Here is a 25,568-nt window from a genome sequence, read left to right as displayed (position 1 = left end):
CCGGAAGAGTGGTAGCCATGAAGCGGTCCACCACAGCCTCTCGGAGCCGTAGTCATGCAGCGGCCGCGCCGCTTAGCGCTACAAGTAGTTCGCTCGTCGTCACGACCGAAGCGAATTCCGCCCTCAGCGTCGCGACATGCGCGCGATGGATATCCCGCGCCGGAACCACACCCCCGCTCCGTCCGCCAGATCGAAGCAGTCGCAGGCATCCTCGACGAGGATCACGCGATAGCCGATATTCGCTCCCACCCGCACAGATGTCGAAACGCACATGTCGGTGGAGATGCCGATGAGCACAACAGTATCGGCACCGAGACGCCGGAGTCGCAAGTCGAGGTCGGTGCCGATGAAGGCAGCGTTCACGCTCTTGGTGACCAACGGCTCGTCGCCTTGCGGCTCGAAACCGGGACGGAACGCGTTACCCTGCCGGTCCGGACGCAGCGTCGACCCTTCCCCGACACTGTCGTGCCGCACATGGATGATCGGCCGCTTGGCGGAACGCCAGGCTGCGAGAAGCGCGAGGCCGTTCTCATCGACGCGATCGTTCCAGCGCGGCGGCCACGGCGCCGCATCAAAGGCCTGCTGCATATCGATCGGTATCAGGACGGCATTGTCGGGCAATTTCAAGCTGTTCATGAACAAGGCTCCTTCGTTGTTCGTGAACGGTAACTGCCCTATCGTCCGGTTTCACTGAGCATGATGTTGCCCGGTCCGGACATTCGTCCGGCAGCGCCGGCAGGGGACGACGATTTGACCGAACTCGATGAAAAGGACCGGCTTTTGATTGCCGCTCTGCGCAAGGACTCGCGCCAGAGTCTTGTGGCGCTTGCACGCCATGCCGGCCTCTCCCGCAGCGCCACGCATGAGCGGCTGCGGCGGCTCGAAGCGAAGGGTGTGGTTGCGGGCTACACGATCCGCCTCGGTCAGGAGGACAAATCGCCGGTCGTGCGCGCGCTTGTCGCCGTGGCCTTCCAGCCCGGCAAGAATTGCGACCATGTCGTGCCGCACCTTTCCGGCATGCCGCATGTCGTCAGTTGCTGGTCGCTGGCGGGCGCAACGGATCTGATGCTGCTCGTCGAATGCGATTCCAACGGCGACCTCGACACGATCCGGCGGCAGATCGCCACGATCCCAGGTGTTGCCACCGTCCAGACGCATGTGACGCTCAGGACGCATTTCGACCGCCGGAGCTGACCGCGCAGACGGATGCCTTGGAGGATCCGCCTTCAACTCAGATGCGAAACATTGCGGTCGTCAGCAATAGATCCTGAATTTTTCGCGGATCGCCCGGTCAATTTCCGGTGCGATCACCGAAGGTGCCGCCTCCGCAAGAATACGGTTCTTCCTTTCGATCGCGCGCGCGACGAGATCCGGACGGCCGATCTCCACCCATTCCTTCGGGCTCGTGCGATCGGCGACCGCCGGATAGATGTATTCCGTTTGCATGAGACCAAGCGTCTGCGGGTGTCCGAGATAGTGGCCGGGACCGTCGAGGCAGACGGAGCGCATGGTTTCGAGCGAGACCGAATCCTCGGTCACGTCGATGCCGCGGATGCAGCGCTGCACCTGCCCGAGCATGTCGTCGCCGAGCACCAGCGACTCCAGGCAGAAGCCGAGGAGCGAGCCATGCATGCCGACCGCCTCATAGACCATGTTGAGGCCGGAAAGCCCCGCCATGACGTTGGAGATCGCCTGTTCCCAGCCGGCCTGCATGTCCGGCAGTTTCGCGTCCGCGATCCCGGCAGCGGCCCCGCCCGGCAGGCGATAGAACTGGTGCATTTGCGCGCAGCCGGCCGTCAGCAGCGCCTGTTCGCCGGAGCCGCCGGACATCGCCCCGGTCCTCAAGTCAGAGACAAAAGGCCAGGTGCCGAAGACGGCCGGGTGGCCCGGGGACATGGCGTTGACATAGACGACACCTGCCAAGCACTCGGCGACCGCCTGCACGATCGCGGTTGCAAGCGGCGCCGGCGCGGTCGCGCCCGCCTGCCCGGCCGACAGCAGAAGGATCGGCATGCCGCCACGGATGCACTTCTCCATGGTGATGCAGCTCTCTTCTGCAAACTTCATCGGCGGCACGACGAAGCAGTTGGAATTGGAAACGAAGGGCCGCGCCCGCCACTTGTCCTCGCCGCCGGCAATCATGTGGATAAGGTCGAAACAGCCTTCCACGTGCGACGGATCGGAAAAGCTGGTGCCGACATGTTTCGTCGTTCCGGCGCAACAGGCATAGAGCGTGTTGACGTCCATCAGGAAATTGTCGGGAATATCCCGGCACACCATCGCCCGCTGGAAGAAATGGACATTGTCGAGGTGGTGAACGAGCTGAGCGGCGTTCAGAAGGTCCTTGGCGGTCGACTCGCGGTATTCCCGCTTCTCGACATCGACGACATGCACCGCCGCGCCGGCGGTGCCGTAATAGACGCGGGTACCGCTGAGCTCCAGATCCTGCTTCGGATCGCGGGCATGAAGCGTGATGTCGCGGGCGGCAATGGCGAGCATGTCCTCGACCAGCGCGCGGGGAAAGCGGAGACGGCCGTCATCGCCGAGGATGACGCCGGCACCCGTCATGATCTCGATGCCGGATTTCGGCGCATTGGCAAGGCCGATCTGCTCCAACGCATCGAGCGCGGCTTCATGGATGCGCCGGACATTCGCCTCAGTGAGCGGCTTGTACTGGCCGCCGGGAAGACCGGGGCGCACCGGCCGGATGTTTTCCGCAAGCGGTGCGGAGCGAAGCGCCACGCGCGCCGCCCGTCCCCCGGACCGTCTCGAAACCGCAACTGCGCATTCCTCAGCCATCATTCGATCTCCCAATGGCGCTGTAACTCTTTGCCCCTCACCCTAGCCCTCTCCCCGCACGCGGGGAGAGGGGACTGAGGCGTCGCGGCTTGTCCCTTCTCCCCGTCACGGCGGGGAGAAGGTGACGGCAGGCGGATGAGGGGCAGTCATTTCAGGCCCGTACCCGCTCCGCCTTCGGGTCATACATCGGCTTCAGCGAAGCCTCCGCCTTGACTCGCGCTCCGGCAATCTCGATCTCGTAATTCGACGCCAGCACATCCGCGACGCTCTCGCCCCGACAGGGCACATAGCCAAGCCCGATCGCACCGCCGAGATGATGGCCGTAATTGCCGGACGTGATCGTGCCGACGATCTCGCCGTCGCGGACGATCGCTTCGTTGTGGAAGAGCAGCGGCTCCGGGTCGCTAAGCCGGAACTGCACCAGCCGTCGCAACAGCCCCTTGTTCTCCTTGGCAAGTACCGCTTCCCGGCCGATGAAATCGCCCTTATCGGGCTTAACCGCGAAGCCTAGTCCCGCTTCGAGCACATGGTCCTCGTCGGTAATGTCGTGGCCGAAATGGCGGAAAGCCTTTTCGATCCGGCAACTGTCGAGCGTATGAAGGCCGCAGAGCTTGAGCCCGACGTCCGTCCCCGCCGCCTCCAGCGTCTCGAACACATGCGCCGCCTGATCGGTCGAGACGTAAAGCTCCCAGCCGAGCTCGCCGACATAAGTGACGCGGTGGGCACGGGCGAGCCCCATGCCGATCTCGATTTCGTGCGCGGTGCCGAACGGATGCGCCTGATTGGAAAAGTCGTTCGGGCTCACTTTCCGCATAAGCTCGCGCGCCTTCGGGCCCATCACGCAAAGTACGCTTTCGGCGGCGGTGACATCGGTGATCACCACGAACTCGTCACGAACATGCTTGCGCAGCCAAGCAAGATCGCGCTGCAGCGTTGCGCCAGGCACCACGAGGAAAAAGGCGGCTTCCGAAAGGCGGGTGACGGTCAGGTCGCTCTCGATGCCGCCGCGCGCATTCAGCATCTGCGTGTAGACGATCCGACCCGGCTCAACATTCATCTCGTTGGCGCAGAGCCGCTGCAGGAACGAAAGCGCATCCCGGCCCTCGACGCGGATCTTGCCGAAGGACGTCATGTCGAAGAGACCGACGCCATTGCGAACAGAGAGATGCTCCGCCCTCTGGTTCTCGAACCAGTTCTGACGCTTCCACGAGTAGCGGTATTCGCGTTCCTGTCCCTCGTTGGCGAACCAGTTGGCACGCTCCCAGCCCGCCACTTCGCCGAAGACGGCGCCGCGGGCCTTCAGATGCTCATGCAGTGGTGAACGGCGGACGCCGCGCGCCGTCGCCATCTGACGATAGGGGAAGTGGTCCGCGTAAAGCAAACCGAGCGTTTCCGACACGCGCTCCTTGAGATAGCTGCGGTTCCGCTGGAACGGCTGCGCCCGGCGGATATCCACTTCCCAGAGGTCGAAGGGCGGCTCGCCGTCGTTCATCCATTGCGCCAGCGCCATGCCGGCGCCGCCGGACGAAACGATGCCGATCGAGTTGTAGCCGGCGGCGACCCAGTAGCCTTTCACTTCCGGCGCCTCGCCGAGATAGTAGCGGTCGTCCGGCGTAAAGCTTTCCGGTCCGTTGAAGAAGGTGTGGATGCCGGCCGTTTCCAGCATCGGCATGCGGTTGACCGCCATTTCGAGGATCGGCGCGAAATGGTCGAAGTCCTCTGGCAACTGATCGAAGCAGAAGTCCTCGCGGATGCCATCCATGCCCCAGGGCTTGGCCTTGAGCTCGAAGGCGCCGACGAGCATCTTGCCGGCGTCTTCCTTGTAATAGGTGCACTCGTCCGGCACGCGCAAAACCGGGAGACGGGTGAGGCCCGGAATCGCCTCGGTGACGATGTAGAAATGCTCGCAGGCGTGCAGCGGCACGGTCACGCCCGACTGGCGCGCGAACTCCCTGCCCCACATGCCGGCGCAGTTGACGACATTCTCCGTCTCGATGGTGAAGCTCTCGCCGTTCTGCTCACAGGTGACCCCGGCCACCCGGCCGTCCTTTTTCAGAACCGACGTGACCTTCACGCCCTCGATGATGGTCGCGCCGTTTTGCCGCGCGCCCTTGGCAAGCGCCATGGCGATATTGGCCGGATCGCACTGGCCGTCGAGCGGCAGATGCACCGCCGCCTTGACGTCGGAAGTGTTGAGATGCGGATACATCGCCTTCACCTCGTCCGGCGTGATTTCGCGGACATCGACATTGAAGGCGCGGGCGAGCGAGGCCTGGCGATAGATTTCTTCCTTGCGCTCTTCCGTCAGGGCAACGGTGATCGAACCGTTCTGTCGCATTCCCGTGGCGATGCCGGTTTCAGCTTCGAGCTTGACGTAGAGGTCGGCCGAATATTTGGCGAGCCGCGTCATGTTCTGCGAAGCACGAAGCTGGCCGATCAGCCCGGCCGCATGCCAGGTCGTGCCGGACGTCAGTTGCTTGCGCTCGAGCAGCACCACGTCCGTCCAGCCGAGCTTCGACAGGTGATAGGCGACCGAGCAACCGGAAACGCCGCCGCCGATGATGACGGCACGGGCTTTTGCAGGAATGGGCTTCGTCATGCTCTCAGTCTTTCATTCGAGGGATCCCAGAGCGGCTGGTCCGGCTGAACGACCGCCTTGAAGCGGTCGCCGAAAATCTCGACCTCGATTTCCTGACCAGGCACGGCAAGATCCGCGCGCAGCATGCCGAGCGCGATCGACTTGCCGACGCGATAGCCCCAGTTTCCGGAGGTCGTTTCGCCGACGACCTCGCCGTTCGACCAGAGCGTCGACATGTAAGGCGCGTCGCATTCGCCGGCCTCGACCGTCAGGGTGACGAAGCGCTTGCTGGCACCCTGCTGCTTCTCGCGTTCCAGCGCCGCCTTGCCCTTGAAGGCCGGCTTCGACCAATCCACGAAGCGCTCCAGCCCGCCCTGCAGGACCGTGTAGTCGGTAGACAAATCACCCTTCCAGGCGCGGTAGCCCTTCTCAATCCGCAGACTGTCGAGCGCCTCCATGCCGAAGGGTTTGAGGCCGTGTTTCTGGCCGGCCGCCCACACCGTATCGAAGATCGCCGCCGTGTCGCCCACCTTCGTGTGGATTTCCCAGCCGAGCTCGCCGGCAAAGGAGACACGCACGAGCTGGCAGTAACGGCCGGCGATTTGCGCCGTCTGATGGGTGAGCCAGCCTTTCGAAAGGTCGGCCTCCGAGACTTCTGCCAGGATCGCACGCGACTTCGGCCCGGTCAGAATCTGGCAGGAAAAATTCGCCGTCACGTCCTCAAGCGTGAAGGCCGCGTCGACCGGGCGGTGCTTCTGCAGCCATTCGAAATCATGCCATTGCGCCGTCGCCGCCGTGATCAGGAAGAAGAAGTCCTCCTCGATCGCCATCACCGACATTTCGGTGACGATGCGCCCCTTGTCGTCAGCGAAATAGGCAAGCCCGATGCGTCCTGGCTTCGGCACGCGGCCGGTGATGAGCCAGGTCAGCCACTGCCGTGCCCCCTCGCCCTTGATGCGGAAGCGCGAGAAGCCCGGCAGGTCGAGGATGCCGGCGGCGTCGCGCACAGCCAGGCATTCCTCCTCGATGCGTTTTGCCCACGGCCCTTCGCGACCCCAGGTCTGCGTCGCTTGCTCGGACGTGTCGTCGCCGGGCTTCGCGTACCACATGGCACGCTCCCAGCCGTTATAAGGCTTGAACTGCGCGCCGAGCGCAGCGATACGGTCGTGGATCGGCGAGAGTTTTTTGCCGCGGCCGGCCGGCCAGTATTGTTTCGGAAAATGCATCGCATATTCGTGGCCGTAGATTTCCATGCCCTTGGCGATGCAATAGTCCTGGTCGGTATAGTCGGTGTAGCGGCGCGGATCACAGGACCACATGTCCCATTCCGTCTGGCCTTCGGTCACCCATTCGGCGAGCACCTTGCCGGCGCCGCCGGCCTGGCAGATGCCGAAGGTGAACACGCAGGCCTCGAAGGCGTTCGGCACGCCGGGCATCGGCCCGATCAGCGGGTTGCCGTCGGGCGCATAAGGGATCGGGCCGTTGATCACGCGCGAAAGACCGGCCGTGCCGAGGATCGGCACACGCTCGACCGCATCGTTCAGATACCATTCCAATCTTTCCAGATCGTCGGGGAAGAGCTGGAAGGAGAAGTCCTCCGGCATCGGATCATCAGGCGTTACCCAATGAGCGCGGCAATTGCGCTCATAGGGGCCGAGATTCATGCCGTATTTCTCCTGCCGGAGATAATAGGAGGAATCGACATCGCGGAGCAGTGGCAGCTTGTGTCCCGCCTCCTTCGACCAGGCGGCGAGCTCCGGGATCTCGTCGAAGAGAATATATTGATGGCTCATCACCATCATCGGCACGTCGCGGCCGAACATCTTGCCGACTTCGCGAGCGTAGTAGCCGGCGGCGTTGACGACATATTCGCAGCGGATTTCGCCCTGCGGCGTGGAGATCACCCATTCATCGTTTTCGCGTCGTGCCCCGGTGACGGGACAGAAGCGTATGATCTTCGCGCCCAAGTCGCGCGCGCCCTTGGCGAGCGCCTGGGTGAGCTGCGCCGGGTCGATATCGCCGTCATAGGGGTCGTAGAGCGCGCCGGTCAGTTCGTGGGTTTCGAGGAAGGGGTAGCGGCTGCGCATCTCGTCCGGAGTCAGGATGTCGAGGTCCATGCCCTGGTAGCGCCCCATGCCGACGACGCGCTTGAATTCCTGCAGGCGCTCCTTCGAATGGCCGAGGCGGATCGATCCGGTGATGTGATAGTTCATCGGGTAGTCGACCAGCGCCCCCAGTTCGCGATAGAGCGAGGCCGAGTAGCGCTGCATGTTCATGATCGACCAGGACGAGGAGAAAGTCGGCACATTGCCGGCCGCATGCCAGGTCGAGCCCGCCGTCAATTCGTTCTTTTCCAGAAGTACGCAATCGGTCCAGCCGGCCTTGGCAAGATGATAGAGCGAGGAGGCGCCAACAGCTCCCCCGCCGATGATCACGACACGCGCGTGAGATGGCAAATTCGACATGCGCAGTTCCCTCTTTTGAGGGGATATTTGACGAGGAACGTAAGGCCATCAAGCAGCGGAACGAGGTTTTATTGATCGAAAACTTCGATTAGGCTTACCGCGTTTTGGAGGCGGCGTGTAGCAAAGATGCAAGTTGAACTGATTGAGACATTTCTAGACCTGATGGAAACGCGGAGCTTCAACCGCACGGCCGAGCGGCTGAACATCACACAGTCGACCGTTTCTCATCGTGTGAAGGCGCTGGAGGCGCAGTTCAACCGCAAGCTCTTCACCCGCAGCAAGGGCGGCACGGTGCCGACCGCTTCAGGCCTGCGCTTTCTCGACTACGCGAAAGCGCTTCAAAATCAATGGCACGAAGCGACGCGCGCGGTCGCGAGTGCCGGCGCCTTCGAACGCTCGATGCGGCTTGGGATCCAGCACGATCTCGCCGAGACCCTTGCCGGCAACTGGCTGGCCGCCATCCGCCGCGAGTTGCCGCAGACCGAGATTTACATGGAGGCGGATTATTCCAACCAGATGAATCGCGATCTCGCGGCCGGGGAGCTTGACCTGGCGATCCTATACACGCCCCACTATCTGCCCGATCTTCACTACGAACGGATCGGCGAACTGCATTACATACTGGTCAGCACACAAGCCCGCGACATAGCCGGCGTTAAGCCGGAGACATATATCCGCTCCAGCTATTCGCCGGTCTTCGACCGCGCCCATCGTCTCGCCCTGCCGCATCTCTCCGCCGCACCGCTCGCCGCCGGCCAGAACATGGCGATCACCGGCTTGCTTCGCGCCCTCGGCGGGGCGGCCTATGTGACAAAGGCCACCGCCGAGCGACTTTCCGAAGATGGCGTCGCCGCAACGGTCGCCGACGCGCCCGTCATCCCGCAGGCCGTCTACGCGGCGACCAGCCTCCGCACGCGCCACGCGCACCAACACCGCAAGATCATTGGGGCGATGGAGTTGCTAGTCTCGTCAATGCAGGCGCAGGTATAGGCAATACGAAGGCATATCGTCAGAACTTGCCCTTGAAATGCGTTTTCAACCGCGTGACGTCCTCTGGCGTGACCGCCGGCGGATCGACCACCGCCATCCAGGCATCGATATAGTGCTCCGGCGCATAGACATGGCCGTAACCCATTGGCGACGTCGTCGCCAAAGCCATGTCGGCAAGAAGCTGCAGCCCGGTGACGACCGGAAACCAGCTTAGCGCCGGCGAGACATCCGGCCCCCGCGGCGCCTCCATCCATTGCGGCTCGCGGTAGAAGGAATGGGGATCGAAAAAAGTCACCGGATCGCTCGCATATTGCAGATAGACGATCCGCATCGCGCCCCAGCGCGCGCCCGGAACATCGAGCGCATTCTGCTGGTTCGTGAAGCGGATGATCGAACTGTCCCGGTAGCGCGGCAGCCAGGCCGGGGACGCAGGATCGCGATCCGCCGTCACCGACTGCCACAACCCGCTCGGAAAGGGCGGTCCGCTCCAGAGCGCGCCTTGGAAAGGATCGCTCACGACGTCGAAGAGATCGACCGAGCCTTGCGAGTTCATCGCCCCAAGACTCAAGCCATGGAGATAGAGCCTCGGACGGCTATCCTTCGGCAGCGTCCTCCAGTAGCCATACACCTCGTCGAACAGCGCATTGGCGGCGTCGGCGCCGTAACCCGGCTCCACCAGCAGCGACAGCCAGCTTGTGAGATAGGAATATTGCACCGCGATGCTCGCGACATCGCCGTGCAACAGGTATTCGACGGTATCGAGTGCTGCCGGATCGATCCAGCCCGTGCCAGTTGGAACGACGACGATCAGCGACTTGCGTTCGAAACCGCCGGCGCGCTTTAGCTCTTCGAGGGCGAGTTTCGCCCGCTCTCTCGCGGTCTCGGCAGAATTCAGCCCCACATAGACCCTTACGGGGGCCTTCGCCTGACCGCCGGAGAAGGCACCGATTTCGGCAGCCGTCGGGCCGGAGGCGATAAACTGCCGGCCCTGCCGCCCAAGCTCATCCCAGTTGACCAGCGATGCGGCGCTGCCCGTCTTCGTCGGATCCGACGGTGGTGGGACCTCGGCATCGATATAGGCATCGAGCGTCTGGAACGAACTATCGGCGGCACGCAATGCGAACTTGAAGATCAAGCCATCGGCCACGGACCAGAAGAGTGCGATCGCCGCAAGCCCGCCGATCGCCCTCGCGATGGGGCGGGTCACAAGGCGCTCCAGCATGCGCGAGAGAAAATGGAATGTCAGCCGGAACAGCCGCGCCAGAAAGACGAGCACAACGAAGACCGACGCGGCGATGAGACCGAGCTTCAGGGGTTCCGCTGATTCGATCGGTTCGAGCCCCATGATGTTTCGGACGGTGTTCTGCCATCCCGCGGTCTGCCACAGGAACACCGCGACTGCCGCGCCGCAGACCAGCCCCGCCACGATTTTCAGTGTGCGTTGGCGTCGCGGAGACGCGTCTGGAAGTTCGAAGAAGGACCAGAGCCAGCGCAGGAACACGCCGATCGCATAACCGGCAGCGAGCGAGAAGCCGGATATCGCTCCCTGGATCAGGTAGGGCCGCGGAATGAGGCTCGGCGTCAGCGAAACGGCGAAGAACAGCACGCCGACGAGCAGCCCGGTCGCAGAAAACGAATCCCAGAAGCTTGCAGGATCGCTTGAGGGCCGCGGCCTCGACATGTCCGTCCGTAGAAGGTGTTCCATGCGGCCCTCCACTCTAGAGGCACTATCACCGGAATGTCCGGCGCGAGCGATACGCGCAGGGAGCAATGTCGCCTCGCACTCTCTCGCAGTCAATTGTTGCGGCCAGCGCGATGCAGCCTAAATGCGCCGCTCCTTGATCGTGTTCATCACAAAACTCGTCTCGATCGAGGCGACGCATTTCAGCCGGGCGATCTTTTCCTTGATGAAGCGCTCATACTGTTCGAGCCCGGCACTCATGACTTTCAGCACATAATCGCGTGAGCCGGTGACGAGGTGGCATTCAAGCACCTCGTCCCAGCCGCGGATCGCCTCCTCGAACATCACGATTTCGTCCTCGTGCTGGCGGCTGAGCCGAACGGTCGCGATCGCCGTCATCGTCCAGCCTTCGATCGCCGGGTCGACGAGCGCTGTGTAACCGCGGATGACGCCGCTTTCCTCCAGCCGCCGCAGACGCCTGAGGCAGGGCGATGCCGACAGCCCGACCCGCTCGGCGAGTTCGTTGTTGGTGATCCTGGCGTCGGCCAGCAATTCCTTCAAAATCCGGCGATCCATTTCATCGGCAATTTTCTGCGTCATATCTCTTCGGTTCCGGCAAATATTTGCGCCCATCAAAGCGAAGTGATCGCAAATAGCAAGGATCCGTCCAAGCGTCTGATATAATTTGGCTGTTACTGCATGTTTCCTCAGATCGTAGTCGATTTAAGGACAAAACATGCAGCAGTTCAAAGTGCTACAGCGTCCTTTGCGCGTCTGACAGACGCGCGGCGCTGTAGTCGAGTCCGTTTCGTTCGAGGAGAGAAGCCATGACCGCGCCCCATCCTTCCAAGACCCACATCGGCAACCACAAGCTGCACCCTGAAACCCTCATGCTGAATTATGGTTACGATCCGGAACTTTCGGAGGGCGCGGTCAAGCCGCCAGTCTTCCTGACTTCGACTTTCGTTTTCCGCTCGGCCGAGGAAGGCCGCGACTTCTTCGACTTCGTTTCGGGGCGGCGCGAACCGCCGGCGGGCGTTGGGGCTGGGCTCGTCTATTCGCGCTTCAACCATCCGAACAGCGAAATCGTCGAGGACCGGCTGACTGTCTTTGAGCGGGCCGAAAGCGGCGCCGTCTTTTCCTCCGGCATGGCGGCAATCGCGACGACGCTGCTCGCCTTCGTGCGCCCGGGAGACTCCATCCTGCATTCGCAACCACTTTACGGCGGCACCGAAACGCTGCTCGCCAAAACCTTCCTCAATCTCAACGTCTCGGCAGTCGGTTTCGCCGACGGGGTCGACGACGCGGCCGTCAGGAAAGCGGCGGAAGAGGCGATGACAAAGGGACGCGTCGCCGTCATCCTCATCGAGACGCCCGCCAACCCGACCAATAGCCTCGTCGATATCGCCTTAATACGCCGCGTTGCCGACATGATCGGCGAAAGACAGGGGCACCGTCCGATCGTCGTTTGCGATAACACGCTGCTCGGCCCGGTCTTCCAGCATCCGATCGACCACGGCGCCGACGTCTCCCTTTATTCGCTGACCAAATATATCGGGGGCCATTCCGACCTTATCGCCGGTGCGGTGCTTGGCCCGAAGGTGATCATAAAGCAGATCAAGGCGCTGCGCGGTGCGATCGGCACACAGCTTGATCCGCACTCCTGCTGGATGCTCGGCCGCTCGCTGGAAACGCTGGCCGTCCGCATGCACAAGGCGAACGAGAATGCCCGCATCGTCGCCGAGTTCCTGCGTGACCATCCGAAGGTTGAACGGATCCATTACCTCCCCTTCCACGACGAGGCCTCACCCGTTGGGCGCGTTTTCGCCGCCCAGTCGACCGGCGCCGGTTCGACCTTCTCCTTCGACATCGCCGGCGGGCAGGACGCCGCCTTCCGCTTCCTGAACGCGCTGCAGATCTTCAAGCTGGCCGTCAGCCTCGGCGGCACGGAGTCGCTTGCGAGCCATCCGGCCGCGATGACGCATTCGGGCGTGCCGATCGAGGTGCGCCAGCGGATCGGCGTACTAGAATCCACGATTCGCCTGTCGATCGGCATCGAGCATCCGGACGATCTCGTCGCAGACGTCGCGAATGCATTGACGACCGTGTGAGCGCTTTATCCAGGCGGGCGCGATTTGAGCTCCGCTGAATGCGACAGGATATTGACGATGTTGCCGAACGGGTCGCGTAGAAAGAATCGGCGCACGCCCCAAGGCTCATCAGTGATATCGTAGACGATTTCCGTACCGGCGTGCTTCGCGCGTCGATAGATCTCATCTACGTCATCCACTTCGATCGAGAGCGCCGGTACCGGCGTTCCCGATCCACCCTCGATGGCGAAGCTCACCTGGGGCATAGCTGAGCCTCCCTTCGCCGCGAAGGTAAGGATCCAGCCGTGATCCATCACCACCTCGAGGCCGAGCAGGTCGGCATAAAAGGCGCGCGCACGCGGCGGATCGGACGTCTGAAGATTGGGCACGATGCGTCGGACTGTCATGCTCTCCTCCATTTGGCCAGCATTTCGTCACCGGTTGGACAGCGCGCTTCTGATCAGCGATGCCGCCGCCATTCCCGCCGTCTCCATATAGCTCGGATCACGATGGAGCAAAACGACGGCGAAGCTTCCGTCGAGGAGCAGCCGAACCTGACGCACAAGCACGTCTGCGCCATCGATCCCCTCCTCTTCGAGGCTCTGCCGTAGCCAGTTCTCGAATTTCTTCTTATGCGCTGCCCCGATGCGCATCGCAGGATGCCCCGGCATATTCGCGAGTTCGGCGGACGTGCGCAGAAAGCCGCAGCCCTTCCATTTCGGGTGTCGGGCGGCGCGGGCGAGATTGCGAAAGATGCCCTCCACCTTCGCCGTCACATCGCCCTCCGTCTCGGCAAACCATTTCTGGAAGAGCTTGAGGTTCGGCTGGTCGCGGCCATCGAGATAGGCGGCGATCAGATCGTCCTTGCTGTCGAAATGATAGTAGAGCGTGCGCTTCGTGACGCCGGCCGCTTCCGCCACTGCGTCGACGCTGACGGCGCGTATGCCCTCCGCATAGAAAAGCTTGGCTGCGGCAGAAACGATACGGTCGCGGGTGGAGGAAGCAGCTGCCATGGTCATGTATACCGACTAGTGAATATACTTTTGCTTATCGCTCGCCTAGCCTCCTCTCGTCAACACCACGGAGATCGCCATGTCCGACACAGTCCTTTTCGATGCTGCCGACGGCGTCGCGCTGCTCACCCTCAACCGGCCGGAAAAGCTGAACGCGTTGAGCTACGAAATGATTGATCGGCTTCTTTCCCTCCTCGACCTGATCGAAGTGGACGACACCGTCCAGGTGGTCATCCTCACTGGCGCCGGAGAACGCGCCTTTTCGGCCGGCGGCGACATTCGCGAGTTTTCCAGAAGCGTAGCGCAGGGGGCAAATGCAGCCGTCCGCGATTTCGTGCGGCGCGGACAAAGGCTCACCGCTCGGCTGGAAGCCTTTCCGAAGCCGGTCATCGCGGCCGTCAACGGCCTTGCCTATGGCGGCGGCTGCGAGATCACCGAAGCCGTGCATCTCGCGATCGCCAGCGACCGGGCGCGCTTTGCCAAGCCGGAGATCAAGCTTGCCATGCCGCCGACCTTCGGCGGCACCCAGCGCCTACCGCGCCTCGCCGGCCGCAAGCGCGCGCTCGAACTGCTTCTCACAGGAGACGAATTTTCCGCGAGCCAAGCGCTCGAGCTGGGACTCGTCAACAAGATCGTGCCGCACGACGACCTCATCGCTTCCGCCCGCGCCCTGGCTCTCCGCATCACGCGACACTCGCCCCTTGCGGCCGCCGCGATCATCACCGCGGTCACGCGCGGTCTCAACATGACGATCGGCGAAGGCCTGCTGAACGAAAGCGAACAATTCGCGCACATGGTGCCAAGCCATGATCTCGCCGAGGGACTTCTAGCCTGGAAAGAACGGCGCGAGGCGCATTACACCGGACGCTGACGCCTTGGAGAGACCGGCCCTACGGCTGGCGGGCTACCGCATGCTTCCCTAAATCGGAGCCGATCTAGCTCCGCGCGAAGCCGAGCACGAAGAGCGCCAGCGCTCCAATCGAGGTGACGGTCCGGACGTGATTCCACCAGACCCAATCGGTCAGGTATTGCTTCTGCCAGATCTCGCGGGCTGCCTCACCCGAAGCCGCCGCAAGCGCATCGTTCAACGGCACATTGAAGACCATCGTCACCAGCAGCGTTCCGACTACATAGGCAAGGCCGCCGGCCGCAAGCAACCAGCTGCCCTGCCCTCCAGAAAAGAAGGCAGCGCCGACGAGAATCAGCCCCAGAAGCGCCGTTCCCATGAAGGCGGTGAGAAAGAGCGGATTCTGGATCACCTCATTGATGGCGTTCATCGCGGCAATCCCTTGCTCGGGCGGCAACCGCGACAGGGCCTGCATGATGCACACCGAGAAGATGAAGAACAGGCCGGCCATCAGGCCGGATCCGATGATAGCGGCGAAAGCCAGAGCGGGTATCAGGGCAACCATCGCACAACACTCCAGTATCGGCTGCAGCCGGAACTGCTGGATAAAATATGAGTAAACCTCATATTTGCAAATGTGATAAATCCTCGTATTTTGCGAGTCAAGCAAAATGTGAGTGATACTCATGATTGACAAGCAAACTCCGGCCGTCGGGCCAACGGAAGGGCAACCAAGCCTGCGCCGCACGCCGAGCCAGAAGCGCAGCCGCGAGCGCGTCGAGCACATCCTTTCCTGCGCCACCGGGCTGATCGAGGAAAAAGGCAGCGACGCCATGCGCATGAGCGAGGTCGCGGAGACGGCCGGTATTTCCATCGGTTCGCTCTATCAGTACTTTCCCGACAAGGCGGCGATCGTGCGCACCCTTGCCGAACGCTACAATGCCGCCAGCCGGGACTGCATCGCGAGCGAGTTCGCTAAAGTCACTACCCTCGCCGAGTTGCGCAGCGCCTTTTCGGCGCTCTTCGACACTTACTACGACATGTTTCTCGCCGAGCCGGTGATGCGCGACGTCTGGTCGGCGATGCAGGCGGACAGAACCCTGCGCAAGATCGAACTCGCCGAAAGCCGGGCCAATGGACGCTTGCTTGCCGAAACCTGGGCAAGGGTTCAGCCGGAAACGCCGCGCCAAAGGATCGACGATGCCGCCTTCCTCATCATGCATCTTGGCGAATGCACGATGCGGCTCGCAGTCTCGGTCGACAGGCCGGAGGGCGACCGCATCGTCGCCGCCTTTAAGCACATGATCCTTCGTGAATTTGTCGCGGATGCAACGTCAGAAGCCGCAAGTTCAATTGACATCGCCCGAGGCCGACCCTAATCATCGGGGATCGATTGGTTCCCGGAAAACGAACGCGTTCCGGGAGTAAACGGGAACGTGACGGATGGACCCAAACTGGGCATCTCAATCACGGCCGACCCCGCGACTGTAGAGCGGCGTGAATTTGCTGTTCCGGAGCGATCCGGAAGAAGCCACTGGGAAAGACCGCGAGAGGGCGGTTCGATCCTGGGAAGGCGAGGCAAATCCTTGGTGAAGACCACCTGACGCCGTGAGCCAGGAAACCTGCCAAGCGATGCGGGCATAGTGCCCAACCCGGGAAACGTCCCAACGCCATCACGGAGGTTGTCATGGCTACGTCTACAGCTTCGAGCATTTCGCTCTCCCTTAACGATCGCCTGGTCGCGGGCATCTCCGCCCTGTTGATCGGCGCCTTCCTCGTCTTCGGTGCCGGCCTCGCGAATTCGGCCGTTCTGCACGATACGGCGCACGACACCCGCCATTCCTACGGCTTCCCCTGCCACTGATCGATGCCATGGAACGCACCTGGCGTTCCATCTCGAACAAAAGCGGATCGTTCCTCCGGCGGATAGCACGCGGGCGGAGTTGCCGTTTGGCATGCGCTCCGGCGTGCTCCGCCGGCGTTTTGCATCCACGGAAACCGGAAATGGCGCCGGCTGAGGCCCTTGCGCAGCGTTCGCGCGTCTTGAATGACGCGCCGCGCTCCCGAGCAGCCGCACGCCGGATTGAGGAAAACCGACAATGATCGTCAAGACACTTCTGGCCGCCATCGTGGCCGGGCTGATTGCCGGCGTCTTCATGACCGCCGCACAGGAAATGCGCGTCGTGCCGTTGATCCTGCACGCCGAGAAATATGAGGGCGAAGCGCCGGCGGCGGATCAGCCGGCAACGCAGGAGCCCGCAGCCGTTGGCCACGACCAGCATTCGTCGCTGATCGGCGCTTCGCCGCTTGGCGCGGCGCTTTCCGCGCTCTCGCCGGTCACGCCGGCCTATGCACATGAGCATGAGGGCGAGCACGAGGAAGGCGGCATCATGTTCGGCCTGAGCCGCTTCTCCGGCACGCTTCTCGCCAATCTCGTGACAGGCGCCGGATTTTCGCTGCTGCTTGCCGGCGTCAGCCTCGTGATCGGCTATCCGATCACGCTCGCGAACGGGGCGCTCTGGGGCGCCTTCGGATGGCTTGCCGTCCACTTGCTGCCAGCGATCGGGCTCCCTCCCGAGCTGCCGGGCTTCCCGGCGGCCGAACTCGGCGACCGCCAGGTCTGGTGGGCTGCGACCGCGCTGCTTTCGGCAGTTGGCCTCTATCTGCTGGCGCTGCGCCGCGAACTGGTCGCCAAGGTCGTGGGTCTCGCGCTCATCGCCGCACCGCAGATCTATGGCGCGCCGCAGCCGCTCGACATCTCCAGCAACGTGCCCGCCGTCCTTGGCGCGGAGTTCGCCGTCGCCGCGCTTGCGACCACCCTTGCCTTCTGGCTCGTACTCGGGGTGATTTCCGGCTTCATCAACGACCGGTTCGTCAACGCGCACTAACGGAGACCGGATCAAGGCGCCGCCGCGAATCTTTTCTCCCCGCTCGCGGGGAGAAGGCGAACGTCCCGCGAACAAGGGCCCCGAACACTCACCCTATTTGATCGCGAGCAGCCTCCAACAAATGCGCCCGCAATCGCTCGCGTCGGGCATCAGGCTCGAGCAATACGCAGCTGTCGCAATAGCTGCCGCCGTCCGTGCGGTAGTAGAGGCAGCACCCGCCGCGCATCCTGTAGATCCGCGAAAGATTTTTCCCGCCCGCCGCGGCGACTTCGATCATCTCGTAGCAAAGCGCATCGGAATGGAGCGGCGACCCCGAACGCCTGACGATCGCGAGCGCCTGCGCGATCGCCTCCGCCTCTGTTCCGCGCCGCCGTCCGACTTCGAGAAAGGCGCCTGCGACACTGTCGGCAGCGAGCCGCCATTGCGCGCGCAGCGACAGGCCACAGCGCCGCTTCAAGAGTGCGATCACCGGCTTCAGATGAGCAACAAAGAGATCGTGAAAAAGCGCGTCGGCATCCTCGGGGTCGCTTGCGGAGACTTGCCTCAGTCCCATGTAGAAATGAAATCGTCGGGCATCGACGACGCCTCCTTTGAGCGGACGCGCGTGTTGCTCGAAGCGCAACCCCGCAACATCCGGAACACGACCGCTGCAGAGATAGATGGCGGCGGCTGCGAGGCTGAGTTGATGGCTATAAAAGGCAATGAGATGCGCCGCCCGCACCTTGTCGTCCATCCCCGCGCCGAAGCGCTCCTGGTAGGAAAGACAAGTCTCCACGTCGGGCGACCCCTCGGCCCAGAACGCCGATGGAAGCTGCACGTTCTCGACCGGCGCCAGCGAGCAGGCAACCTCGGGAAACGCGGCCTCGAGCCAGGCGACGGCGGCCCTCAGTTCCCCCTCGCCCGCGGCGTTTCCCTTCTCCCGCGCATTCTCCATCCCGCCTCCGTCGCGCTCAGATTTGCAGGCCACCCGCCGACAGCCAGCCGCCCTCGAAACCGGCCCGGCGCAGTCCGCGGCAAAAGGCAGGAATGCTGCGCGTGATGTCCCAGAGCAATCCGCTTCTCCAGTTCTCGATCATCATGACCGAAAGGCCTTGGTCAAGCCCGACGATCCTGTCGTCAATCCAACCCTCTGCACCCTCGCCCGGCAGGCTGGGGTTGAAGCCACCCGGAAGGCGGTCCTCGCTCAGCAGCGCCGGATAACGGGAAAGCATATGGCTGAGGCCGTCAAGGCTGGCCTGAGGCTCGAAAGGCAGGCATGCGAGCGGCGCCCAGGGCACGAGCGTACCGTCGTCGGCGCCGAAGGGCGCGCCGCGTGCCGCGTAGCCGAGCATCCGCTGCCAGCGGCCGTCACGAAGCCGCAATCGACCTTTCGGCGCGTGGCAGTCGCTGAAGCCCCAGAGATCGCGGCAATAGCCGGCGAACGCGCCGGGATTTTCCTCTGCATGCGTGCGCTGGAGCGCAATGGCCCGACGGGTGTTCTCAAAGTAGTCGCTCGCCGTCTTGCGCATTTCGGCATCGCGAATGGCGCGAAAATCGATCCAGGCATGGGGAAAGAGGTGAATGAAAAGCGCACCCGCATGAAGATGCCGCGCGTCGCCGATCGTGAGCCATTCATGAGCCGCGGTGAAGGCGCCGTAGTTCTCGGGTGCGATTGCGTGGCGCGGCGCGGCGAGCGCCAGTACATAAAGCAACAACGCCTCGCTGTATCCGCGCCAGCGATGCCTGAGAAACCGGCCGGGCGACCGCCAGCCCATCGCCAGCGTGTCGCCGCGATTGAGCGCCCATGCCCAGTCCGCCCGCTCGAAGAGCCGGTCGGCAAGGCTGCAGATCTCGATCTCGTCTCGCCTCCGCTCCGAGAAATAGGCGGCCGCCGTCAGCATGCCGGCCAAGAGCAGCGCGCTGTCGATGGTCGAAAGCTCGCAGTTCCAGCTTCGCTCGCCGGTTCGCATATCGAGGAAATGATAATAGAGGCCACGGTAGCCAGTGGCGCGTGCATCGCTTCCCTGTCTGCTGGCCGCGAGAAAACGCAGTGCCGTCAGCACACGATGCGCAGCCTCTGGGCGGCTGACCCAGCCACGCTCGACAGCGACCGGATAGCAGGCAAGCCCGAAGCCTGTGGCGGCGATGCTCGATGGCGATCCCTCGCGCGATGTGTCCGCAACGAGACCTGTCCCGGCATCGGAATATCGGAGAAAATAGCCAAACGCGGCGCGTTGCAGGCGATTGATCCGCACAATGTCCGTATTCGAGGTGGATTGCAGCATTTGAGGTCCCGTCTGACGCGCTTTCGCGAGGCGCAGCCTTCGTGCCCGCTGCGTCGGCGATATCTACAGCGCCGCACGTCCAATCGGACGCGCAAGGGTCGCTGTAGCACTTTGGATTGGCGCATGATTTTGTCCTTAAACCGATTCCGATTTAAGGCATCATGCACAGCGGCTATGCTTTCGCCCGGCGATAGAATTCCTTCAAGGGCAAAATCGGGCAAGCAGCGTATCGGCGATCACCGAATATTGTAGGGGTGATCGTTCGCAACGGTCACGCAACGCCAATCCTGTGCTACATTCTTCCCGATGCCTTGATTTTGGCGTGATGCAATCCAAACTCACAGATGTGATCGATTTTTGAAGCGCAGGGTGCGGGCAGACCGCCTCAAATTATTCCGCATCCAGCCCCGAAGCGACCATCCGCAGTAACGGTTGATGCGATGTTGAGCACGTTGGCATTGATCCTGGCCCTTAGTGGGAGTCCGATCCAATCGGCCGCCATGCCGGCGGATGTCGATGTGGAGCTGGTGCTGGCCGTCGACATGTCCGGATCGATGGACATGGAAGAGGCGCGGGTGCAGCGGTCCGGCTATCTCCAGGCACTGCGGCATCCGGACTTCATCAACGCGGTCAGGGGCGGCCTACTCGGGCGAATCGCGATCGGCTATTTCGAGTGGGCGGGGCTCGTGAACGAGCAGTCGGTCGTCTCCTGGCAGGTCATCGACGATGCCGAGGACGCCGAAGCCTTCGCCGCCAAGGTCGAGGCGCGGCCGGTCGGCACGCGCCGCGGCACGTCGATCTCCAATGCCATCCTGTTCGGCACGAACCTGATCGATTCCAATGCCTTTTCGGGCGCACGCCGGGTGATAGACATATCCGGCGACGGGCCGAACAATACCGGCCCGCCGGTCACGCCCGCCCGCGATGGGACAATTGCCCGCGGCATCATCATCAACGGGCTTGCGATCCTCATCCGCCCCTCGGTCTCAACCGGACCGCTCGACCAGTACTACGCGCAATGCGTCATCGGCGGACCGGGATCCTTCGTGCTGCCGGTCCATGAACCGGAGGATTTCGCGATCGCGATCCGCCAGAAACTGATCCTCGAAGTGAGTGGCCTGCCCCCGCCGGCCACCCTGCAACTCACGGCCACGACGCCCGGCGCCGACTGCCTGATCGGCGAAAAGCTCAGACCGGGATTTCTCGATCGGATCTATCCCGAACTCGACCGATAAGGTGCATCCATTGATCGCTATTCGCTGCCGGGCATGAGCGCGGAAACGCCGCCGTCGACGAAAAGCGTCGTGCCGTCGATGAAGTCGGAATCGGCGGAGACCAGAAACAGGATTGCGCGGGCGAGATCGTCCGGAACACCGGGGCGATCACGCAAGTTTACGACGGGCCGGGTCGGATCGAACGTATCCTTGCCGACCGGCGAGCCGATCTTGTTGATGTAAAACGGAAGTGGTAGGCCCGGAGGGACTATCGACAGGCGAGGGCCCACGCGTCTCTTGCTAAGGGCCCGCGCCCTAAATCGTCTGCAACACAGTTAGGTTCTTGTAGGTGTTTGTCATCGACGACCCTAAAAAAGCTAGGGTATTAGCCGGTTCGATCTATGGGACTTTAGTCCGGCACAGATCGCCAAAGGTCCTACGGGCCTTCAACTACGGAACGATGCGCCGAATATAATCTTTTGAGGATGGGTCGCGCTGTTAATAGCGACCCTCACGGAGGCTGCTGGTCCAATCAGGGCCGGCAATTGGCGATGTCAGCTCCCAACTCTTGGGCTGGCATCGCGCTTTCTACTCGCGGTACTCGCCTTTAGGTGGCCGTCAGGCGCTATCTTTTGGCCGAGATGCCACTCCTCTTTATCCATCGCAAGATCCGCCCGAGCTGAGCGAAGTTTTCAGTCGGGCTGGTCGAGAAGGTTATTAACGAGAAGCCCGCCGGTTTATGCCGGCAGAAAGCAAAGGGCCCGGCGACCGACGCTGCCGAGCCCGGGGTTACAGCATCGCTTGCTTGGAACATCGGCCGCTGGGACTTCGTCCGGTCTTGAAGGCGATGTCACTGGTGGCCTGGTCCCTCGCGAGGCATGTTCCCTCGTGTAACCGCCTGCAACATTGCCACGATCACAACGGGTTAGAAAGTGGGACTTAGGTCCAATGCGGCCCGCAAAGGTCCTAATCGCTTTCGAGCGCGGAACCATCCATAGAGCATAGAGTTCGCCGCTCAGGGCGTGTGGAGTTCCTGGAGCGGCCTGTTGACGTCCCTTCCAGACGGTCTGGGCCTCCATCGCCTCGGCTTGCCCCGCCGAAAGGAACGCGTGATGCATGACATTTATGGACAACCGGAACGAAGGGCATCAACTGGTCTGCCGTTGGGCATAATGCTCCTTTCGATGTTCGCTCTTACGGCTTATCTGCTGGTCGGAGGCGCGCTGTTGGACGACAAAAACCAAGACGTCGTTGTATATGTCCCCCAGGCATCCGCACCAAATCCACACTGAAACGACAACGCTGTTGCCGAACCGAACCGTCAAGAGCGTTCGAAGGTACCCTAGTCAACGCGAGAAGCGACAATAGTTCACACAGGGACCGGAGGGAGCCGCAATGCCCAAGCGCTCAGCAAGAAAGATTTCGCCAACGAAAGAGACTGAGGCCGTGCTTGTGGAGCAGGTCGTTCATGACTGGTGCAAAGTGCGTCAAGTGGACCCTAAGAGCCACTTGGCAGTAATGGAAGGGTTGAGGGTTCTCTACATGATCCGCGAGTTTGACATGATCGACAGAGAGAAGCTGCTGAACGAACTGCTGGATAGCGACGGACCTAATGCTTTATAGCGACGAACCTAAAGGCGTTGCGTCGGCGAGCGTGAGCTATTCGCCTTCCTGCGAGGCTTTGCGCACTCGCCATATCGCGAAGCGGCTGGCCAAACGGCTCACCGCCGAATTCGAGGTCTTCGACGACCGGCGTTCTATCACGGCCATACCGGCACCGCGCCGCTCGGGCCGAAGAAGTAAGCCAGTTCTAGGCTTTCTAAGAGTTTTCCAAGTTTTCTAGTTTTCTATAGAAAACCACCTCGTAACCATTTGATTTTTAAAAGAAATGGTGGGCCCGGAGGGACTCGAACCCCCAACCAAGCGGTTATGAGCCGCCGGCTCTAACCATTGAGCTACAGGCCCGTGCCGGTCATCTGCCGGTTGACCGCGAACCAATGGTAATTCGCGGGTCGCAATGGCTCTAGCGGAAAACCTATTTGACGACAAGCCATTGCCGCAATGCCTACACAATCGATAAGCAAGAGTTCGGCATAAAACAACCGGAGAGAAATAACCATGATTTCTACACGCATCGCCCGCACGGTTCATGTCGCTGCCATGGCCGCCGCCTTTGCGGGCGCTTTTGCGGCCGCCGCTGTGGCGGCTGAAGGCAATGATAGCAAGAGCGGCGGCAACGGGCGTCCCGAGGGGATTCGGGGCCGCCAGGCGCTGATCAAGGTCTCCGGTGAGGGCCGCGCAACCGCAGCACCCGACATGGCGATCGTGCAATTGAGCGTCGTCAAGGATGCAAAGACCGCGCGCGAGGCGCTCGACGCCAACAATAAGGCGATGGCAGACGTGCTCTCGGCACTCAAGCAGGGCGGCATTGCCGAGCGCGACCTGCAGACGAGCGGCTTCTCCATCAACCCTCAATACAACTACCCGCCGCAGGGCAACGACGGCAGCAACCGGCCGCCGGAACTCATCGGCTATCAGGTCGTCAACGGTGTCACCGTGCGCGTGCGCGATCTGAGCAATCTCGGCGAAGTCCTCGACAAGTCCGTGACGCTTGGCATCAACCAGGGTGGCGGCATCGAATTCACCAAGGACAAGCCCGACGAAGTCATCACCGAGGCCCGCAAGGCGGCGGTCGCCGACGCGATCGTCAAGGCGAAGGTCCTGGCGGAGGCGGCCGGCGTCTCGCTCGGCCGGCTGATCGAGATTTCGGAACAGGCTCCCCGCCCGGAACCGCTTCCGGTGGCGCGCACCATGGCCAAGGAATTCGCCGCCGATGCCGTTCCGATCGCGACCGGCGAAAATGCCTACAACGTCACCGTCAACGTGACTTTCGCCATCGAGCAGTGAAGCGTTTGGCCCGGCACGGAGAAGGAACACTCCGCCGGGCCCCCTTCGCGCGATGGCCAGCGACAAAGCCCCCGGCGAATTGCATCGGGCTTTTCGAATCAAACGCCCCTCACGGTTGCCGTGAGGGGCGCATTTCCGACGGCCGGGGAAGACGGTGCGGAAATCCGGCAGCTTACCAGCGGCCGATCACCGGGCATCCACGCACATTCGCGAAGATGATTGCCTCGCGGTAACCGTGGCGGCGGCCCTCGACGATAACCTTGCGCCGCGCGACATTGGCGACATGGGCCCGGCGTAGACCGAGATCACGTGCCTTTTCAACGGCAAGCCACCGGTCACAGCGGCCGCGGCGCTCACCGCCCCAGCGGGGGCGATCCCGGCGCCAATCACCCTCGTCGCTATAGCGGTCATAGCGGTCATAGTCACGGTACTGGACATCGACGCCGCGCGGCGAGCCGAATTGGAATATGAGCGATTCAGCAGAAGCCGTGGTGGCTGCACCCGCAAGACCAGTCAGCCCTATGACGGCAGCAACCGCGGCATTGACGAGGAATTTCTTCATAGCGTTTCTCCGGTGTACGAAGGATTCTAAATTGGCGATTACCGCTCTCGACGATTGAGCCAACCATAGACCGGATAAACTGAACGATACCGGAACCCTCCGTTCATGCACCGTTCAGGTAGATGAACCGCGCAAAGACGAAGCGACAAGCAAAGCGATGCGTCGGCCCGCCGTATCTCTTCGCCCCGGAGCCGGTCCAAGGAGAAAACACGCAGACATTCAGTATGTTACGCGTGGAGACGGCTCAGCTCGCCAGTTCCCGCTCGAAGATGCGGAGATTGCGATAGTGGCTGAGGCGCGTGATGACGCCGTCCTCGATTTCGAAGATAAAAACGCTCGGAATGGCGTAGCTCTGGCCCGAGGCCTCGGGAAAGCCCGGCATGGTCTTGCGATAGGTGCCGCGCGCGGTCATATCGGCGGCGACGCGCTGCCCGAAGGCGTCATGCATCAGCACGATATCGCTGAACGTCTCGTCGAAATGGCTCAGATAGTTCATGATCCAGGTTCTCAGCGGGCCGACGCCCACAGTTCGCTGGCCGGTCAGCGAATCAAGGGCGACATCTTCGTCGACGAGGCGGGAAAGCGCATCGAAATCTCGGCCGTTGACGGCCTCGATGAAACGGCTGGCGATGGTCTGCACGTCTGTCATCGTCTTTCCCCGAAGCTGTGTGGTCACTTACTGTACCGCAGAATGGCCAGCCGGAGCAGGACTCAGTTGAGCGCCGATCACGCGCCGAGATGCAGAACGATTTCGCGCCGGTGCGGGCGATCGCGATGCTCGAACAGATAGAGCCCCTGCCAGGTGCCGAGCATCATGCGCCCACCGCTTACCGGGATGCCGAGCGAGACCTGCGTGAGCGCCGCCTTTATATGCGCCGGCATGTCGTCCGGTCCCTCCTGGGTGTGCGCGATCCAGCGCATCGAAGGATCGGAGGACGGCGGTACTAGGCGACCGAAGAACTCGCTGAGATCACGTTTTACATCCGGGTCGGCGTTTTCCTGGATGAGCAAGGAAGCGGACGTGTGACGGACGAATACGGTGAGGAGTCCCTCCGCGACGCCTGATTGCCGCACGAAATCGGCGGCAGCATCGGTGAACTCGTAGAGTCCCTGGCCACGGGTGGCGATGGTGATGATAGTCTGCGGCATTTGCGGCTCTTCCCGTGCGGCGAACACATCCCTCAATGGAATAAACTTAGGAAAAATATCCAAGAGGTCAAAATTCGGCGCACCGCACGCGGGAAAGAGCAAAGTGAAAGGGCCCGACCCT

Annotated in this window: 24 protein-coding genes, 1 tRNA gene, 1 pseudogene and 1 riboswitch; of the genes and pseudogenes, 10 read left to right on the top strand and 16 right to left on the bottom strand. The window is 62.3% G+C overall.

The window, feature by feature from the left end; genetic code table 11:
• Positions 1 to 52 precede the first annotated feature (52 nt).
• A pseudogene (locus PZN02_RS12100) lies at positions 53 to 636 on the bottom strand (cysteine hydrolase family protein).
• Positions 637 to 750: 114 nt separating this feature from the next.
• Between PZN02_RS12100 and PZN02_RS12095 the strand changes: the two are divergent.
• Positions 751 to 1,194, top strand: a complete 444-nt coding sequence (locus tag PZN02_RS12095) for an Lrp/AsnC family transcriptional regulator (protein ID WP_234886967.1) — start codon at positions 751 to 753, stop codon at positions 1,192 to 1,194.
• 60 nt (positions 1,195 to 1,254) lie between these two features.
• On the opposite strand, the gene PZN02_RS12090 is transcribed toward PZN02_RS12095, so the two are convergent.
• The 3 genes from PZN02_RS12090 to PZN02_RS12080 all read right to left on the bottom strand — a co-directional run bounded on the left by PZN02_RS12090 (position 1,255) and on the right by PZN02_RS12080 (position 7,842).
• Positions 1,255 to 2,799 carry a trimethylamine methyltransferase family protein gene (locus PZN02_RS12090; RefSeq protein WP_280661473.1) on the bottom strand — a complete coding sequence of 515 codons (1,545 nt, stop codon included), beginning with the start codon at positions 2,797 to 2,799 and terminating at the stop codon, positions 1,255 to 1,257.
• Positions 2,800 to 2,950: 151 nt separating this feature from the next.
• The gene (locus PZN02_RS12085; RefSeq protein ID WP_280658233.1) at positions 2,951 to 5,398 is read right to left on the bottom strand and encodes a GcvT family protein; all 2,448 of its coding nucleotides are present in this window, start codon (positions 5,396 to 5,398) and stop codon (positions 2,951 to 2,953) included.
• Entirely contained in the window at positions 5,395 to 7,842 is a 2,448-nt protein-coding gene (locus tag PZN02_RS12080) for a GcvT family protein (RefSeq protein ID WP_280658232.1), read from the bottom strand. Before PZN02_RS12080 ends, PZN02_RS12085 begins: the two co-directional genes overlap by 4 nt.
• A 126-nt stretch (positions 7,843 to 7,968) precedes the next feature.
• Here PZN02_RS12080 and PZN02_RS12075 point away from each other — a divergent pair, with 126 nt between their 5' ends.
• Entirely contained in the window at positions 7,969 to 8,832 is an 864-nt protein-coding gene (locus PZN02_RS12075; RefSeq protein ID WP_280658231.1) for a LysR family transcriptional regulator, read from the top strand.
• Between the two features lie 19 nt (positions 8,833 to 8,851).
• Here PZN02_RS12075 and PZN02_RS12070 read toward each other — a convergent pair whose 3' ends face one another.
• Entirely contained in the window at positions 8,852 to 10,537 is a 1,686-nt protein-coding gene (locus PZN02_RS12070; RefSeq protein ID WP_280658230.1) for an alpha/beta hydrolase, read from the bottom strand.
• 117 nt (positions 10,538 to 10,654) lie between these two features.
• Entirely contained in the window at positions 10,655 to 11,113 is a 459-nt protein-coding gene (locus PZN02_RS12065; protein WP_153440780.1) for an Lrp/AsnC family transcriptional regulator, read from the bottom strand.
• Between the two features lie 227 nt (positions 11,114 to 11,340).
• On the opposite strand from PZN02_RS12065, the gene PZN02_RS12060 reads away from it, so the two are divergent.
• A complete protein-coding gene (locus tag PZN02_RS12060; protein ID WP_280658229.1) occupies positions 11,341 to 12,624 on the top strand; it encodes a cystathionine gamma-synthase family protein in 1,284 nt (427 codons plus the stop codon).
• 5 nt (positions 12,625 to 12,629) lie between these two features.
• On the opposite strand, the gene PZN02_RS12055 is transcribed toward PZN02_RS12060, so the two are convergent.
• Together PZN02_RS12055 and PZN02_RS12050 are read right to left on the bottom strand one after the other, a co-directional pair.
• Positions 12,630 to 13,010: a VOC family protein gene (locus tag PZN02_RS12055; RefSeq protein ID WP_280658228.1), complete on the bottom strand. Its 381-nt coding sequence runs from the start codon at positions 13,008 to 13,010 to the stop codon at positions 12,630 to 12,632.
• A 27-nt stretch (positions 13,011 to 13,037) separates the two neighbouring features.
• Positions 13,038 to 13,616 carry a TetR/AcrR family transcriptional regulator gene (locus PZN02_RS12050; protein ID WP_280658227.1) on the bottom strand — a complete coding sequence of 193 codons (579 nt, stop codon included), beginning with the start codon at positions 13,614 to 13,616 and terminating at the stop codon, positions 13,038 to 13,040.
• 79 nt (positions 13,617 to 13,695) lie between these two features.
• On the opposite strand from PZN02_RS12050, the gene PZN02_RS12045 reads away from it, so the two are divergent.
• Positions 13,696 to 14,487: a crotonase/enoyl-CoA hydratase family protein gene (locus PZN02_RS12045; RefSeq protein ID WP_280658226.1), complete on the top strand. Its 792-nt coding sequence runs from the start codon at positions 13,696 to 13,698 to the stop codon at positions 14,485 to 14,487.
• A 64-nt stretch (positions 14,488 to 14,551) separates the two neighbouring features.
• Here PZN02_RS12045 and PZN02_RS12040 read toward each other — a convergent pair whose 3' ends face one another.
• The gene (locus PZN02_RS12040; RefSeq protein WP_280658225.1) at positions 14,552 to 15,028 is read right to left on the bottom strand and encodes an anthrone oxygenase family protein; all 477 of its coding nucleotides are present in this window, start codon (positions 15,026 to 15,028) and stop codon (positions 14,552 to 14,554) included.
• Positions 15,029 to 15,149: 121 nt separating this feature from the next.
• Between PZN02_RS12040 and PZN02_RS12035 the strand changes: the two genes are divergently transcribed.
• The 3 genes from PZN02_RS12035 (at position 15,150) to PZN02_RS12025 (ending at position 17,351) form a co-directional block, all read left to right on the top strand.
• Complete coding sequence (locus tag PZN02_RS12035) at positions 15,150 to 15,842, top strand: TetR/AcrR family transcriptional regulator (RefSeq protein ID WP_280658224.1); 693 nt, start codon at positions 15,150 to 15,152, stop codon at positions 15,840 to 15,842.
• Positions 15,841 to 16,107, top strand: a riboswitch (cobalamin riboswitch). It overlaps the preceding gene by 2 nt.
• A 43-nt stretch (positions 16,108 to 16,150) precedes the next feature.
• Positions 16,151 to 16,327 carry a CbtB domain-containing protein gene (locus PZN02_RS12030; RefSeq protein ID WP_136506572.1) on the top strand — a complete coding sequence of 59 codons (177 nt, stop codon included), beginning with the start codon at positions 16,151 to 16,153 and terminating at the stop codon, positions 16,325 to 16,327.
• A 235-nt stretch (positions 16,328 to 16,562) separates the two neighbouring features.
• Entirely contained in the window at positions 16,563 to 17,351 is a 789-nt protein-coding gene (locus PZN02_RS12025; protein WP_280658223.1) for a CbtA family protein, read from the top strand.
• Positions 17,352 to 17,439: 88 nt separating this feature from the next.
• On the opposite strand, the gene PZN02_RS12020 is transcribed toward PZN02_RS12025, so the two are convergent.
• Entirely contained in the window at positions 17,440 to 18,285 is an 846-nt protein-coding gene (locus PZN02_RS12020; RefSeq protein ID WP_280658222.1) for a ferric iron reductase, read from the bottom strand.
• 16 nt (positions 18,286 to 18,301) lie between these two features.
• On the bottom strand, positions 18,302 to 19,615 hold the full coding sequence (locus PZN02_RS12015) for a glucoamylase family protein (protein WP_280658221.1): 1,314 nt from the start codon (positions 19,613 to 19,615) through the stop codon (positions 18,302 to 18,304).
• A 440-nt stretch (positions 19,616 to 20,055) separates the two neighbouring features.
• Here PZN02_RS12015 and PZN02_RS12010 point away from each other — a divergent pair, with 440 nt between their 5' ends.
• Positions 20,056 to 20,850: a DUF1194 domain-containing protein gene (locus PZN02_RS12010; protein WP_280658220.1), complete on the top strand. Its 795-nt coding sequence runs from the start codon at positions 20,056 to 20,058 to the stop codon at positions 20,848 to 20,850.
• Positions 20,851 to 20,867: 17 nt separating this feature from the next.
• Here the strand turns inward: PZN02_RS12010 and PZN02_RS12005 are convergent, their stop codons facing one another.
• Positions 20,868 to 21,119 (bottom strand): SDR family oxidoreductase, encoded by a 252-nt coding sequence (locus PZN02_RS12005; RefSeq protein ID WP_280658219.1) that lies wholly within the window; start codon positions 21,117 to 21,119, stop codon positions 20,868 to 20,870.
• A gap of 1,105 nt (positions 21,120 to 22,224) precedes the next feature.
• Here PZN02_RS12005 and PZN02_RS11995 point away from each other — a divergent pair.
• The gene (locus PZN02_RS11995; protein ID WP_280658217.1) at positions 22,225 to 22,452 is read left to right on the top strand and encodes a hypothetical protein; all 228 of its coding nucleotides are present in this window, start codon (positions 22,225 to 22,227) and stop codon (positions 22,450 to 22,452) included.
• Positions 22,453 to 22,718: 266 nt separating this feature from the next.
• On the opposite strand, the gene PZN02_RS11990 is transcribed toward PZN02_RS11995, so the two are convergent.
• Positions 22,719 to 22,794, bottom strand: a tRNA-Ile gene (locus PZN02_RS11990).
• A gap of 153 nt (positions 22,795 to 22,947) precedes the next feature.
• On the opposite strand from PZN02_RS11990, the gene PZN02_RS11985 reads away from it, so the two are divergent.
• Positions 22,948 to 23,736 (top strand): SIMPL domain-containing protein, encoded by a 789-nt coding sequence (locus PZN02_RS11985; protein ID WP_280658216.1) that lies wholly within the window; start codon positions 22,948 to 22,950, stop codon positions 23,734 to 23,736.
• Positions 23,737 to 23,908: 172 nt separating this feature from the next.
• Here PZN02_RS11985 and PZN02_RS11980 read toward each other — a convergent pair whose 3' ends face one another.
• The 3 genes from PZN02_RS11980 to PZN02_RS11970 all read right to left on the bottom strand — a co-directional run bounded on the left by PZN02_RS11980 (position 23,909) and on the right by PZN02_RS11970 (position 25,447).
• Positions 23,909 to 24,298 carry a hypothetical protein gene (locus PZN02_RS11980; RefSeq protein WP_280658215.1) on the bottom strand — a complete coding sequence of 130 codons (390 nt, stop codon included), beginning with the start codon at positions 24,296 to 24,298 and terminating at the stop codon, positions 23,909 to 23,911.
• A gap of 244 nt (positions 24,299 to 24,542) precedes the next feature.
• Positions 24,543 to 24,947, bottom strand: coding sequence for a ketosteroid isomerase-related protein (locus PZN02_RS11975; RefSeq protein WP_280658214.1), 405 nt, complete (start codon positions 24,945 to 24,947; stop codon positions 24,543 to 24,545).
• Between the two features lie 77 nt (positions 24,948 to 25,024).
• Complete coding sequence (locus PZN02_RS11970; RefSeq protein WP_280658213.1) at positions 25,025 to 25,447, bottom strand: secondary thiamine-phosphate synthase enzyme YjbQ; 423 nt, start codon at positions 25,445 to 25,447, stop codon at positions 25,025 to 25,027.
• Between the last annotated feature and the right edge of the window lie 121 nt (positions 25,448 to 25,568).

The sequence above is a fragment of the Sinorhizobium garamanticum genome, assembly GCF_029892065.1.
GTDB lineage: Bacteria > Pseudomonadota > Alphaproteobacteria > Rhizobiales > Rhizobiaceae > Sinorhizobium > Sinorhizobium garamanticum.
Note: the sequence above shows the minus strand (reverse complement) of the source record. Positions and strands in the feature narration are given on the sequence as shown.